General features: G+C 71.5%; 14 protein-coding genes. 10 read left to right on the forward strand and 4 right to left on the reverse strand.

Features of this window, described 5'->3' with window-relative positions; genetic code table 11:
• Positions 1-88: 88 nt before the first annotated feature.
• Positions 89-952: a biotin--[acetyl-CoA-carboxylase] ligase gene (locus AB0N81_RS35665; RefSeq protein WP_365365905.1), complete on the reverse strand. Its 864-nt coding sequence runs from the start codon at positions 950-952 to the stop codon at positions 89-91.
• Between the two features lie 127 nt (positions 953-1,079).
• Between AB0N81_RS35665 and AB0N81_RS35670 the strand changes: the two genes are divergently transcribed.
• The 4 genes from AB0N81_RS35670 to AB0N81_RS35685 all read left to right on the forward strand — a co-directional run bounded on the left by AB0N81_RS35670 (position 1,080) and on the right by AB0N81_RS35685 (position 3,800).
• Positions 1,080-2,714 (forward strand): acyl-CoA carboxylase subunit beta, encoded by a 1,635-nt coding sequence (locus tag AB0N81_RS35670; RefSeq protein WP_365365907.1) that lies wholly within the window; start codon positions 1,080-1,082, stop codon positions 2,712-2,714.
• Between the two features lie 23 nt (positions 2,715-2,737).
• Positions 2,738-2,944 carry an acyl-CoA carboxylase subunit epsilon gene (locus tag AB0N81_RS35675; RefSeq protein ID WP_365365909.1) on the forward strand — a complete coding sequence of 69 codons (207 nt, stop codon included), beginning with the start codon at positions 2,738-2,740 and terminating at the stop codon, positions 2,942-2,944.
• Positions 2,945-3,014: 70 nt separating this feature from the next.
• Positions 3,015-3,143, forward strand: coding sequence for a hypothetical protein (locus tag AB0N81_RS35680; protein ID WP_365365911.1), 129 nt, complete (start codon positions 3,015-3,017; stop codon positions 3,141-3,143).
• A 48-nt stretch (positions 3,144-3,191) separates the two neighbouring features.
• Positions 3,192-3,800 (forward strand): nucleoside triphosphate pyrophosphatase, encoded by a 609-nt coding sequence (locus AB0N81_RS35685; RefSeq protein WP_365365913.1) that lies wholly within the window; start codon positions 3,192-3,194, stop codon positions 3,798-3,800.
• Here AB0N81_RS35685 and AB0N81_RS35690 read toward each other — a convergent pair.
• On the reverse strand, positions 3,778-4,209 hold the full coding sequence (locus AB0N81_RS35690; RefSeq protein WP_365365915.1) for a hypothetical protein: 432 nt from the start codon (positions 4,207-4,209) through the stop codon (positions 3,778-3,780). The genes AB0N81_RS35685 and AB0N81_RS35690 overlap by 23 nt on opposite strands.
• 386 nt (positions 4,210-4,595) lie before the next feature.
• Here AB0N81_RS35690 and AB0N81_RS35695 point away from each other — a divergent pair, with 386 nt between their 5' ends.
• The 4 genes from AB0N81_RS35695 (at position 4,596) to AB0N81_RS35710 (ending at position 8,342) form a co-directional block, all read left to right on the forward strand.
• Complete coding sequence (locus AB0N81_RS35695) at positions 4,596-6,368, forward strand: biotin carboxylase N-terminal domain-containing protein (protein ID WP_365365917.1); 1,773 nt, start codon at positions 4,596-4,598, stop codon at positions 6,366-6,368.
• A gap of 226 nt (positions 6,369-6,594) precedes the next feature.
• Positions 6,595-7,470, forward strand: coding sequence for a hypothetical protein (locus tag AB0N81_RS35700; protein WP_365365919.1), 876 nt, complete (start codon positions 6,595-6,597; stop codon positions 7,468-7,470).
• A gap of 5 nt (positions 7,471-7,475) precedes the next feature.
• Positions 7,476-7,649 (forward strand): hypothetical protein, encoded by a 174-nt coding sequence (locus tag AB0N81_RS35705; protein WP_365365921.1) that lies wholly within the window; start codon positions 7,476-7,478, stop codon positions 7,647-7,649.
• A gap of 81 nt (positions 7,650-7,730) precedes the next feature.
• Complete coding sequence (locus tag AB0N81_RS35710) at positions 7,731-8,342, forward strand: TetR/AcrR family transcriptional regulator (RefSeq protein ID WP_365365923.1); 612 nt, start codon at positions 7,731-7,733, stop codon at positions 8,340-8,342.
• Between the two features lie 36 nt (positions 8,343-8,378).
• Here the strand turns inward: AB0N81_RS35710 and AB0N81_RS35715 are convergent, their stop codons facing one another.
• Positions 8,379-9,350 carry a DeoR/GlpR family DNA-binding transcription regulator gene (locus tag AB0N81_RS35715; protein ID WP_365365925.1) on the reverse strand — a complete coding sequence of 324 codons (972 nt, stop codon included), beginning with the start codon at positions 9,348-9,350 and terminating at the stop codon, positions 8,379-8,381.
• Positions 9,351-9,526: 176 nt separating this feature from the next.
• Entirely contained in the window at positions 9,527-10,975 is a 1,449-nt protein-coding gene (locus AB0N81_RS35720) for an NAD(P)H-quinone dehydrogenase (RefSeq protein ID WP_365365927.1), read from the reverse strand.
• Positions 10,976-11,096: 121 nt separating this feature from the next.
• Here AB0N81_RS35720 and AB0N81_RS35725 point away from each other — a divergent pair, with 121 nt between their 5' ends.
• Together AB0N81_RS35725 and AB0N81_RS35730 are read left to right on the forward strand one after the other, a co-directional pair.
• Positions 11,097-11,534 carry a gamma-glutamylcyclotransferase gene (locus tag AB0N81_RS35725; RefSeq protein ID WP_365365929.1) on the forward strand — a complete coding sequence of 146 codons (438 nt, stop codon included), beginning with the start codon at positions 11,097-11,099 and terminating at the stop codon, positions 11,532-11,534.
• A 115-nt stretch (positions 11,535-11,649) separates the two neighbouring features.
• Positions 11,650-12,474 (forward strand): purine-nucleoside phosphorylase, encoded by an 825-nt coding sequence (locus tag AB0N81_RS35730; RefSeq protein WP_365365931.1) that lies wholly within the window; start codon positions 11,650-11,652, stop codon positions 12,472-12,474.
• The last annotated feature ends 309 nt before the right edge of the window (positions 12,475-12,783 follow it).

A 12,783-nucleotide genomic window follows, 5' to 3' on the forward strand; every position in this document is an offset into this window, starting at 1 on the left:
CGCGCCATCCCGCACCCGCGGGCCCATCGTGGCCGGTCGCGCAGTTCCCCGCGCCCCTCCCCTGAACAGCAGCCTGCGGAGCTCGTCGTTACTGCGTCGGGCGCAGGTGCACGATGTCGCCCGCTCCCACCGGCTGCTGTACGCCTTCCTGTGTGGCCAGGACCAGGCGGCCGTCGCCGTCGACCGCTACCGCCTCGCCCACGATGGAGCGGTCGCCGGGGAGTTCCGCGCGGACGTGGCGGCCGAGTGTCGCGCAGCCGGCGGCGTAGGTCTCCTGGAGGCCGGAGGCGGCCGGGTCGCCGGACTCGTCGCGCCAGGTGACGTACCAGTGCTCCAGGGACCGCAGTACCGCCCGCAGCAGCGGGTCGCGGTCCGTGACCTTCGCGCCGGCCAGCGCGAGCGAGCCCGCTGTCGGCACGGGCAGCTCGTCCTCGCGCAGGGTGACGTTGAGGCCGACGCCGACGACGATGCCGCCGCCGGACGCCGAGCCCGCCCGCTCCGCGAGGATGCCGCCCGCCTTGCGCTCCTGATCGCCGACGGTCACCAGGAGGTCGTTGGGCCACTTGAGTGCCGTGTCGACGCCTGCCGTCCGCGAGAGGCCCGTGGCGACCGCGACCCCGGTGAGCAGCGGCAGCCAGCCCCACCGTTCGACCGGCACCCCGACGGGCTTGAGCAGCACGGAGAAGAAGAGGCCCGAGCGGGCGGGCGCGGACCAGCGCCGGTCGAGACGGCCGCGGGCCGCGCTCTGCTCCTCGGCGACGAGGACGGCACCCTCGGGAAGCTCGTCCGCGCGCGCCGCGAGGTCGGAGTTGGTGGAGCCGGTGGTGGCCACCACGTCGAGGGAGGACCACAGGCCGCCGTCCCTCAGCAGGGTCCGGCGGAGCGAGGCGGCGTTCAGGGGCGGCCTGTCGAGGTCGGACCAGCGGTTGTCTTCAGCATCTGACGGCGTCATGCAAGCCACCTTAGGTGTGGTAAACGCCGCACTGCCGAACGGTATGCGCGCCGATACGCTACGGGTCAGTAGCCAGCCGCACAGCCGTTAGACAAGCCCCTTTGAGCAGGCAGGGAGCCGCATCCCGATGTCCGAGCCGGAAGAGCCCAACGTGCCCGCGTCAGACCGCACCGCCGAAGACGGCGCCATCGACATCCATACGACCGCGGGCAAGCTCGCCGATCTGCGGCGCCGCATCGAGGAGGCCAAGCACGCGGGCTCGGCCCGCGCGGTCGAGAAGCAACACGCCAAGGGGAAGCTGACGGCGCGCGAACGCATTGAACTCCTGCTCGACGAGGGCTCCTTCGTCGAGTTCGACGAGTTCGCGCAGCACCGCTCGACCAACTTCGGCCTGGAGAAGAACCGGCCGTACGGCGACGGCGTGGTGACCGGTTACGGCACCGTCGACGGCCGCCCGGTCGCCGTCTTCTCGCAGGACTTCACCGTCTTCGGCGGCGCGCTCGGCGAGGTCTTCGGCCAGAAGATCGTCAAGGTCATGGACTTCGCGCTGAAGACCGGCTGCCCGGTCATCGGCATCAACGACTCGGGCGGCGCCCGCATCCAGGAGGGCGTCATGGCTCTTGGGATGTACGGCGAGATCTTCCGCAGGAACACCCACGCCTCGGGTGTCATTCCGCAGATCTCCCTGGTCGTCGGGCCGTGCGCGGGCGGCGCCGTCTACTCCCCCGCCATCACCGACTTCACCGTCATGGTCGACCAGACCTCCCACATGTTCATCACGGGCCCCGACGTCATCAAGACCGTCACCGGTGAGGACGTCGGCTTCGAGGAGCTGGGCGGCGCGCGCACGCACAACGCGACGTCGGGCGTGGCGCACCACATGGCGGGCGACGAGAAGGACGCCATCGAGTACGTCAAGTCCCTGCTGTCGTACCTGCCTTCGAACAACCTCAGCGAGCCGCCCGCCTTCCCCGAGGAGGCGGACCTGGCGCCCACGGACGACGACCTGGCGCTGGACACGCTGATCCCGGACAGCGCCAACCAGCCGTACGACATGCACGGCGTCATCGAACACGTCCTTGACGACGGCGAGTTCTTCGAGACGCAGCCGCTGTTCGCGCCGAACATCCTCACCGGCTTCGGCCGCGTCGAGGGCCACCCGGTGGGCATCGTCGCCAACCAGCCGACGCAGTTCGCCGGCTGTCTGAACATCGACGCCTCCGAGAAGGGCGCCCGCTTCGTCCGCACCTGCGACGCGTTCAACATCCCGGTCATCACCTTCGTCGACGTGCCGGGCTTCCTGCCGGGCGTCGAGCAGGAGCACACGGGCATCATCCGCCGCGGCGCGAAGCTGATCTACGCGTACGCGGAGGCCACGGTCCCGCTGATCACGATCATCACGCGCAAGGCGTTCGGCGGCGCGTACGACGTGATGGGCTCCAAGCACCTGGGCGCGGACCTGAACCTGGCCTGGCCCACGGCGCAGATCGCGGTGATGGGCGCGCAGGGCGCGGTGAACGTGCTGCACCGCCGCGCCATCGCCGCGGCCGGTGACGAGGCGGCCCAGGAGGCGGCCCGCGCGCAGCTCATCCAGGAGTACGAGGACGCGCTGCTCAACCCGTACACGGCGGCCGAGCGCGGCTACGTGGACGCGGTGATCATGCCGTCCGAAACCCGCTCCCACCTTGTGCGCGGCCTGCGTCAGCTGCGTACGAAGCGGGAATCCCTCCCTCCGAAGAAGCACGGCAACATCCCCCTGTAAGACGCGATCAGTAAGGAGCCCTCGTGATCAAGGTCGTACGGGGCAACCCGACCCCGGAGGAGCTCGCGGCCGCCCTGGCGGTGGTCCAGGTGCGCGCCGCGGCGGTCGCCGGCCAGCCGTCCGGCGCGCCCGCGCTGCCCGACTCCTGGGCCGACCCCGCGCGGGTGGCCAGGCACCGGCTGCCCGCGCCGTCCCCCACCGCCTGGGGCCGCACCTACTGGCCGGGATAGGCGTGCGGGGCCGGGAACCTGAGTACGCGTACTCAGGCGTCCCGGCCCGGCCGGTCGCACCATCGATTGCATGCTGTGGTCGGATCCGGAGGACAACCCTCCAAAGGACATGCGGGACCTCCAGGCGAGGATGCGCCGCACGGGCCTCGTCCTCGCCCTGGCCATGGTGGTGGCGATGTTCGTGCTGGGCATCCACTGAGGGCCGCACGCCCTGCCGTGGTCGCGCGGCGCTCGCTACCCTGACCGCATGAATGATCAGCCCCGCCGCCTCGTCCTCGCCTCCCAGTCACCCGCCAGGCTCGGCCTGCTCCGCCAGGCCGGCCTCGCCCCCGAGGTGATCGTCAGCGGTGTCGACGAGGACAAGGTCTCCGCGCCGACGCCCGCCGAGCTCGCCCTCGCCCTGGCCGAGGCCAAGGCGTCCGTGGTCGCCGCGCGGCCCGAGGCCAAGGGTGCGCTGGTCGTCGGCTGCGACTCGGTCCTCGAGCTGGACGGCGAGGCGCTCGGCAAGCCGGTCGACGCCGAGGAGGCCACCGCCCGCTGGAAGTCCATGCGCGGCCGCGCGGGCGTCCTGCAGACCGGCCACTGCGTCTACGACACCGCCTCCGGGCGGTACGCGTCGGCGACGGCGTCGACCGTGGTCCGTTTCGGCGAGCCCTCCGACGACGAGATCGCCGCGTACGTCGCGAGCGGCGAACCGCTGCACGTGGCGGGCGCCTTCACGCTGGACGGCCGCTCGGCGCCGTTCGTCGAGGGCATCGAGGGCGACCACGGCAACGTCATCGGGCTCTCGCTGCCGCTGCTGCGCCGCCTGCTCGCGGAACTGGGCGTGGGCATCACGGAGTTGTGGCGGCGGTAGGCACGAGGGCCTGCTGCGCCTTCTTCTCGTACGCCACGAGGGTGAGGACGATCAGGCCGAGCACGACCATCATGAACGCGAACGCGGCCCAGCCCACCAGGCCGACGCAGAAGGCGCCGAGCAGCGCGTGCACGACGGCGCAGCTGATCAGGAGGATGCGCCCGAAGTTGCCGGGGGCGCGGTCGCGGACGGCGGCGCGGGCCATGACGAGGGCGCACAGCGCGAGGTAGCCGCCGATGAGGGCGCCGGCGATCCAGGTCGAGACGGTCATCGCCTGCGGATCGAGGCCGGCCAGGGACATGTCCTGGTTGTCGACGACGCTGCCGAGGATCCAGTTGAGGAGCGCGATGCCGACCGCCTCCGCGAGGAGAACGATCGCGCCAACCCAGGCCACCGGTCTGCGCGCCACGGCGCCCCACCCTCTTCCGCTGCTGTTACCCGTAGTACGTCGAAGCCATCGCGAACGCTACATGGGGGCGCCCCCTGCTCATCAAGAGCTCGGGGGAGGGTAAACCCGGGGACAAGAGCTGCGCCGCGGGCAAAGAATCATTGGGCCATTCGTAGGGACTCCACAAAGAAAGCAGCGTGTCCGCAGCGCTGACTCACAGAGACCTTGACCACACCGGAGGGCTACTCTGCCGTGGAGGGACCCTGTGTAGCGCGGTACGACAAGGGATTTCACGAACCTAGTCGGCCTCGAGTCACACTCCGTGTGGGCAAGCTCACCATTGGGGACGGGTCGTAAGCCCGTGTCGGCAGTCCCTAAACTCGGCTTGTTTCAAGGAGGGAGCCATCGTGCGCAAGGTGCTCATCGCCAACCGTGGCGAAATCGCTGTCCGCGTTGCCCGGGCATGCCGGGATGCAGGGATCGCGAGCGTAGCCGTCTACGCAGACCCTGACCGGGACGCGCTGCATGTACGGGCAGCCGATGAGGCGTTCGCGCTGGGCGGTGACACTCCGGCCACCAGCTACCTGGACATCTCCAAGGTGCTGGCCGCGGCCAAGGACGCGGGGGCGGACGCCATCCACCCCGGCTACGGCTTCCTTTCGGAGAACGCCGACTTCGCGCAGGCCGTCATCGACGCGGGCCTGAACTGGATCGGCCCGCCCCCGCAGGCCATCCGTGACCTGGGCGACAAGGTCGCCGCGCGGCACATCGCGCAGCGCGCCGGCGCCCCGCTGGTCGCGGGCACGCCCGACCCGGTCTCCGGCGCCGACGAGGTCGTCGCCTTCGCCGAGGCGAACGGCCTGCCGATCGCGATCAAGGCGGCGTTCGGCGGTGGCGGCCGCGGTCTGAAGGTCGCCCGCACGCTCGAAGAGGTCCCGGAGCTGTACGACTCCGCGGTGCGCGAGGCCGTGGCGGCCTTCGGCCGCGGCGAGTGCTTCGTCGAGCGCTACCTCGACAAGCCGCGGCACGTGGAGACCCAGTGCCTGGCCGACAAGCACGGCAACGTCGTGGTCGTCTCGACCCGTGACTGCTCGCTGCAGCGCCGCCACCAGAAGCTCGTCGAGGAGGCGCCCGCGCCGTTCCTTACCCCCGAGCAGAACGAGCAGCTGTACGCGGCCTCCAAGGCGATCCTGCGCGAGGCGGGCTACGTCGGCGCGGGCACCGTCGAGTTCCTCGTCGGCGTCGACGGCACGATCTCCTTCCTGGAGGTCAACACCCGTCTCCAGGTCGAGCACCCGGTCACCGAAGAGGTCGCGGGCATCGACCTGGTCCGCGAGATGTTCCGCATCGCCGACGGCGAGGAGCTCGGCTACGGCGACCCCGAACTGCGCGGTCACTCCTTCGAGTTCCGCATCAACGGCGAGGACCCGGGCCGCAACTTCCTGCCCGCGCCCGGCACCGTCACGACGTTCGCGCCGCCGTCGGGCCCCGGTGTCCGCCTGGACGCGGGCGTCGAGTCCGGCTCGGTCATCGGCCCGGCCTGGGACTCGCTCCTCGCCAAGCTGATCGTCACCGGTGCCACCCGCGAGCAGGCGTTGCAGCGCGCCGCCCGCGCGCTGGAGGAGTTCGACGTCGAGGGCATGGCCACCGCCATCCCCTTCCACCGTGCCGTCGTCAAGGACCCGGCGTTCGCGCCGGAGCTGACCGGCTCCAGCGACCCGTTCACGGTCCACACCCGGTGGATCGAGACCGAGTTCGTCAACGAGATCAAGCCGTTCACGGCCGCCGCGGACACCGAGACGGACGAGGAGCCGGGCCGCGAGACGGTCGTCGTCGAGGTCGGCGGCAAGCGCCTGGAGGTCTCGCTGCCGTCCTCGCTGGGCATGACGATCGCGCGCACCGCTGCGGCGGGCGGCGCCCGCCCCAAGCGCCGCGCGGCCAAGAAGTCCGGCCCGGCCGCCTCCGGTGACACCCTCGCCTCGCCCATGCAGGGCACGATCGTCAAGGTCGCGGTCGAGGAGGGCCAGGAGGTCAAGGAGGGCGACCTGGTCGTCGTCCTGGAGGCCATGAAGATGGAACAGCCCCTGAACGCGCACCGCTCGGGCACCGTCAAGGGCCTCACCGCGGAGGTGGGCGCGAGCCTGACCTCCGGTGCGGTGATCTGCGAGATCAAGGACTGAAGCAGGGGCCGAAGCAGGGACTGACCCGCGACAGCGGAGTGCCGAGCCGCCGGGCCGGGCTGGATCTTCCAGCCCGGCCCGGCGGCATTTCAAGCCCGTTCGGCGATCGAGGACGAACCCGGCGAAGCCGGTGACCGGCCGGGCCACGGTACGGAGAACCCGCAACCGCAGCGCGGCGCCCCCGCGTCCTTCCTGCCGTAGAGCCGAAGACCACGGGGGGACTTCAGTGACACGTACGGGGGACGTACTGTGCCTGCTGGCCGCGGCAGGCACCATCACAGCCACCAGCTGGCTCGCGGCCGCCGCCGACACCGGACAGCGCTACGAAGCGGGACTCGTCCTGGGACTGGCCGCGGGCCTCTCCCTCGCGCTCCTGCGCCGCTTCACACACCTGCCACTGGGGCGCCGCCGCCCCTACACCTTCGCCCTGCCGCTGCCCGCGCCCGACTGGCGCGCCCCGCTGCCGGACCCGCGGGGCGACGCCGAGGCCCTGCGCCCGCGCGCCGAACAGCGCGCGGAGCTGCTCAGCGACGCGTCCGCGCTCGGCGACGCGCTGCGCCACACCTGTTCGCTCCCGACCGGACTCCGCACCGAGCTGGCCTCGTTCGCCGTCACGGCTTCCATCCAGGCGAGCAACTCCGTGATCGGTCCGGCCTGCGAAGGACCACGGAGCCCGGACCCGGCGTACGACGCCGCGCACGCCCTGGGTGAGCTCGTGGCGGCGGTCGAGTTCAGCCGCATCGGGCTGCGCGCCCTGGAGGCCCTGGTGACGGAACGGCCGCTGCGGCCCGACCCGCCCTGCTACTTCAACCCGCTGCACGAGCGCGGGCACGCCCGCGTGCGGCTCCCCAAGGCCCCGCTCGGCGCCCCGGAGGGCACCGAGGAGGTCGCCGCCTGCCACGGCTGCGCACGGGAGCCCGCGCCGCTCCTGGTGCCGTCGGCGGCGGGCCCTGTGCCGTACTACGAGAGCGACGCCGTGGACCCGCGCTGGCGGCTGCTCGGCTACGGCGCCGTGACCCCGGACAACGGGGCCACGATGATCGCCACGGCCCGCGACGGCTTCCGTCCGAGCCCCGACAGGCACCGCACGAAGGTGAGTTGATGATCATGGGTGAGCTGGCCTCCGGAGTGCTGACCGGACTCGCCGTCGGCACCTGCGTCACGTACCCGCTGGCACTCTGGCTGGCACGGAACCTGCGCGGCGGCGCCCTGCCGCCGCACCGGCGCGAACGCAGGGCCAGAGCGGAGCTGGACGCCTTCTTCGCCCGCCGGGAGTCCTGACCTACGCCGATCGCGCGCCGCGGGCAGTGGCATCCTTGAGGGACGCGTACGTTCACGAAGGGTGCGGGGATGACGACCGGCATGAGCCAGGCGAGAGCGCCGCGGCAGGCGGCACAGTCGGCGCGCACCATGCGGGCCGACGCCCGCCGCAACTACGACCGGCTGCTCGCCGAGGGCCGCGCCGCCTTCGCCGAGCACGGCACGGGCGCGTCCCTGGAGGACGTGGCGCGCCGCGCGGGCGTCGGCATCGGCACCCTCTACCGGCACTTCCCCAACCGGCACGCGCTGATGAGCGCGGTCTGGGAGGACGCGGTGAGCGATCTGCTCGCGCGCTCGCACGCCCTGCTCGACGACCCGCAGCCCTGTTCGGCACTCGTGGCGTGGCTGCGCGCGATCATCACTCATGCGGGTGAGTACCGCGGCCTGTCGAGCGCGCTCATGTCGGCGTCGCACGACGACACTTCGGCGCTGGCGCGGTGCAGCAAGCCCATGCGTGAGGCGGGCGCGGCGCTGCTCGCCCGCGCGCAGGAGGCAGGGGCCGTGCGCCCCGACGTCTCCATCTCCGACCTGCTCCAGCTGACCAACGCGATCTCGCTGGCGGCCGAGGAGACCCCGGACGATCCGGAGCTGGCCGACCGCCTGCTCACGCTGACCCTGCGGGGCCTGAAGGCCGACGGGCCGACCACGGCGTAACACCGCGTCGTCCGCTCCTCCCCGACCCCGCCCGGTTCAGCGGCGGCGCATGTCCGCGACCCGCGCGGCCCGCTCCCCGGGCGGCTGCTCCCCGAGGATCGCGCTGCGCAGCTGCTGGCCCGGGCCCGCCCCGTGGGTGCGGCGCTGGCCCGGCAGGGGCACGTCCCGGCGCGGCTGGCGCCCCGCCGGGACGGAATCGACACCGGACCCGGCGCCGGGCCCTGCCACTCCGCCGGCCACCGTGATCTGCACGCCCTGGTCGGCCAGCGCCTGCAGCTCCGTGGCCGCACGGTCGTCGTGCCCCGGCGGCTCGTCGGTGACCAGGCGGGTGATGACGTCCGTCGGCACCGTCTGGAACATCGTGTCGGTGCCGAGCTTGGTGTGGTCGGCGAGGACCACGACCTCGGCCGCCGCCTGGACCAGCGCGCGGTCCACGCTCGCGGAGAGCATGTTGGACGTGGAGAGGCCGCGCTCGGCGGTCAGACCACTGCCCGAGAGGAACGCGCGCGAGACCCGCAGCCCCTGGAGGGACTGCTCGGCACCGCTGCCCACGAGGGCGTAGTTCGAACCGCGCAGGGTGCCGCCGGTCATGACGACTTCCACCCTGTTGGCGTGGGCCAACGCCTGTGCCACCAGCAGGGAGTTGGTGACGACGGTCAGACCGGGCACCCGCGCGAGCCGTCGGGCCAGCTCCTGCGTGGTCGTACCCGCCCCGACGACGATGGCTTCGCCCTCTTCGACGAGACCCGCCGCGAGATCGGCGATGGCCGTCTTCTCGGCGGTCGCGAGATGTGATTTCTGCGGAAAGCCGGACTCCCGCGTGAATCCGCCCGGCAATACCGCACCGCCATGTCGGCGGTCGAGGAGTCCTTCTGCCTCCAGCGCGCGCACGTCCCGCCGTACGGTCACTTCGGAGGTCTGGACGACGCGGGCGAGCTCACGGAGCGATACCGCCCCGTTGGCCCGCACCATTTCGAGGATCAATTGGCGACGTTCTGCAGCGAACACGAAACTGACAGTAACCCCAACGACCGTCTGCTTTCAGCAGTTTGCGCCGAATTGCAGAAGTTGTTCGCACGGCAGGGTGGGAAGTGGTATAGGTGCTTACTCTCCCCGCCTATGCCACGCGAATGCGCGGCAACAGTGCGTGACCTGCGAAGAGTTGATTCAGGCCGCCGTTCCGATCAGCCCTCGCCCGCCGTCTTCCGCGTGTGGAGTTGGCGCGCCACCTCGGCGATCGAGCCCGAAAGCGACGGGTACACGGTGAACGCATTCGCGATCTGCTCGACCGTCAGATTGTTGTCGACCGCGATCGAGATGGGGTGGATCAGTTCCGAAGCGCGCGGTGCGACGACCACACCGCCGACCACGATCCCCGTTCCCGGCCGACAGAAGATCTTGACGAAACCGTCGCGGATGCCCTGCATCTTCGCGCGCGGATTGCGCAGCAGCGGGAGTTTGACGACGCGCGCGTCGATCTTGCCGCCGTCGACGTCGGCCTGGCTGTAGCCGACGGTCGCGATCTCCGGGTCGGTGAAGACGTTCGCCGACACGGCTTTCAGGTTCAGCGGCTGCACGGCGTCGCCCAAGAAGTGGTACATCGCGATGCGCCCCTGCATGGCGGCGACGGAGGCCAGCGCGAAGATCCCGGTCACGTCACCGGCGGCGTACACGCCCGGCGCCGACGTCCGCGACACCTTGTCGGTCCAGATGTGCCCGGAGTCCTTCAGCCTGACCCCGGCCTCCTCCAGACCCATGCCGCTGCTGTTCGGGATGGCGCCGACGGCCATCAGGCAGTGAGTGCCGGAGATGACGCGGCCGTCGGCGAGGGTGACCTCGACCCGGTCGCCGACACGCTTGGCGGAAGCGGCGCGCGAACGGGACATCACGTTCATCCCGCGCCGCCGGAAGACGTCCTCCAGGACGGCGGCGGCGTCCGGGTCCTCACCGGGCAGCACACGGTCACGGCTGGACACGAGCGTCACGTTCGACCCGAGGGCCTGATAGGCGCCGGCGAACTCGGCACCGGTCACACCCGAACCGACCACGATGAGCTCCTCGGGCAGCTCGTCGAGGTCGTAGACCTGCGTCCAGTTCAGGATGCGCTCGCCGTCGGGCTGCGCGTCGGGCACCTCGCGCGGGTGACCGCCGGTCGCGATCAGCACGGCGTCGGCGACGAGGGTCTCCTCGGTGCCGTCGGCGGCGCGCACCACGACCTTCCGCGACCCGTCGGTGTCCTGCTGCCCCTCGAGCCGCCCGCGACCGCGCAGCACGCGCGCGCCCGCACGCGTGACGGACGCGGTGATGTCGTGGGACTGCGCGAGCGCGAGCCGCTTCACCCGCCGGTTGACCTTCCCCAGGTCCACACCCACCACGCGCGCGGGGCTGTCGATGTGCGGAGTGTCGTCCGCGACGATGATCCCCAGCTCCTCGTACGAGGAATCGAAGGTGGTCATCACCTCGGCCGTGGCGATCAGAGTCTTGGACGGCACACAGTCGGTGAGCACCGACGCCCCGCCCAGACCGTCGCAATCGACGACGGTCACCTCCGCGCCGAGCTGGGCGGCTACGAGCGCCGCCTCATATCCGCCGGGTCCGCCGCCAATGATCACGATCCGAGTCACGTACTCCATTGTCCCGCACGCTTCAAGATGGTTACGCGCCGGGGCCCTCCGTCCGTGCGACCGCCCCCCGTCCGGGCGGTCCTTCCACTTCAGGAGGGGCGTACTTGATTGCTGCCGTACCCTCGACGTCATGTCGCTCTACGCCGCGTACGCCGGCAATCTGGATCCGCGGCTCATGTCACGCCGCGCCCCGCACTCACCGCTGCGCGCGACCGGCTGGCTGAACGGCTGGCGGCTCACCTTCGGCGGGGAGCACATGGGCTGGGAAGGCGCGCTCGCCACCCTCGTCGAGGCCCCCCGCTCCCAGGTCTTCGTCACGCTCTACGACATCGCCCCCATGGACGAGGACTCCATGGACCGCTGGGAAGGCGTCGGGCTCGACATCTACCGGCGCATGCGGGTCCGCGTGCACACGCTCGAGGCCGAGGAACCGGCCTGGGTGTACGTACTCAACGGTTACGAGGGCGGGCTCCCCTCGGCGCGCTACCTGGGCGAACTGGCGGACGCCGCCGAATCGGCCGGAGCCCCCCACGACTACGTGATGGAACTCCGCAAACGCCCCTGCTGACCTCCGGCCGCCGGACCGCCGGAAACAGCTTTGTCGGAAACGACAAGACAACGATCGGAATCCGGTGAGCATCGTCATCTACGCGCGTAGGCCATAAACGGCTACTCTCGTCCGCGTGAACGCTTCAGTTATTCCGGACGACATCCAGGGCGACCCCTACGCCTCCGCAGACGCCGCCGCCGCGCGCCTTCGCGAGCTGACGGGCGCCGAGACCCACGACGTCGCCCTCGTGATGGGCTCCGGCTGGGCGCCGGCCGTCGACGCGCTGGGCGAACCCGAGGCCGACTTCGCCGTCACCGAGCTGCCCGGCTTCCCGCCGCCGGCGGTCGAGGGGCACGGCGGCCGCATCCGGTCCTTCAAGATCGGCGACAAGCGTGTGCTGGTCTTCCTGGGCCGCACCCACTACTACGAGGGCCGTGGCGTGGCCGCCGTCTCGCACGGTGTCCGTACCGCCGTGGCGGCCGGCTGCAAGACCATCGTGCTGACCAACGGCTGCGGTGGCCTGCGCGAGGGCATGCGCCCCGGCCAGCCGGTACTGATCAGCGACCACCTCAACCTGACGGCGACGTCCCCGATCGTCGGCGCGAACTTCGTCGACCTCACGGACCTCTACTCCCCGCGCCTGCGCGCCCTCTGCAAGGAGATCGACCCCTCCCTCGAAGAGGGCGTCTACGCGCAGTTCCCCGGCCCGCACTACGAGACGCCGGCGGAGATCCGCATGGCCCGCACGATCGGTGCGGACCTGGTCGGCATGTCCACCGTCCTCGAGGCCATCGCCGCGCGCGAGGCGGGCGCGGAGGTCCTCGGCATCTCCCTCGTCACGAACCTCGCCGCGGGCATGACGGGCGAGCCCCTCAACCACGAGGAAGTCCTCCAGGCGGGCCGCGACAGCGCCACACGCATGGGCGAACTCCTGAGCAAGGTCCTGGTCCACATTTAACGGGCGGGGCGCCTGACGGGGGTGACGGCGGGTGGAGGTTTCCTGCCTGCGCCGTCCCGCCGGGCCAGAAGCGCCAAGCCCGCCGCTCCGCGGCGGATACCTCCCACCCACCCACCCGTGCACCCCGCGCCGTCCAGCGGGAGTTGGGGCGGGGGGGGCGGGTACCAGCCCGCGCCGCTCTGCGGGAGCAGGGGCGGGGTGGGCGGGTATCGCCCCGCGCCGCTCTGCGGGAGCAGGGGCGGGGTGGGCGGGTATCGCCCCGCGCCGCTCTGCGGGAGCAGGGGCGGGGTGGGCGGGTATCGCCCCGCG

Origin of the sequence: Streptomyces sp. NPDC093510 (assembly GCF_040683555.1) — a bacterium.
Taxonomy (GTDB): Bacteria; Actinomycetota; Actinomycetes; order Streptomycetales; family Streptomycetaceae; genus Streptomyces.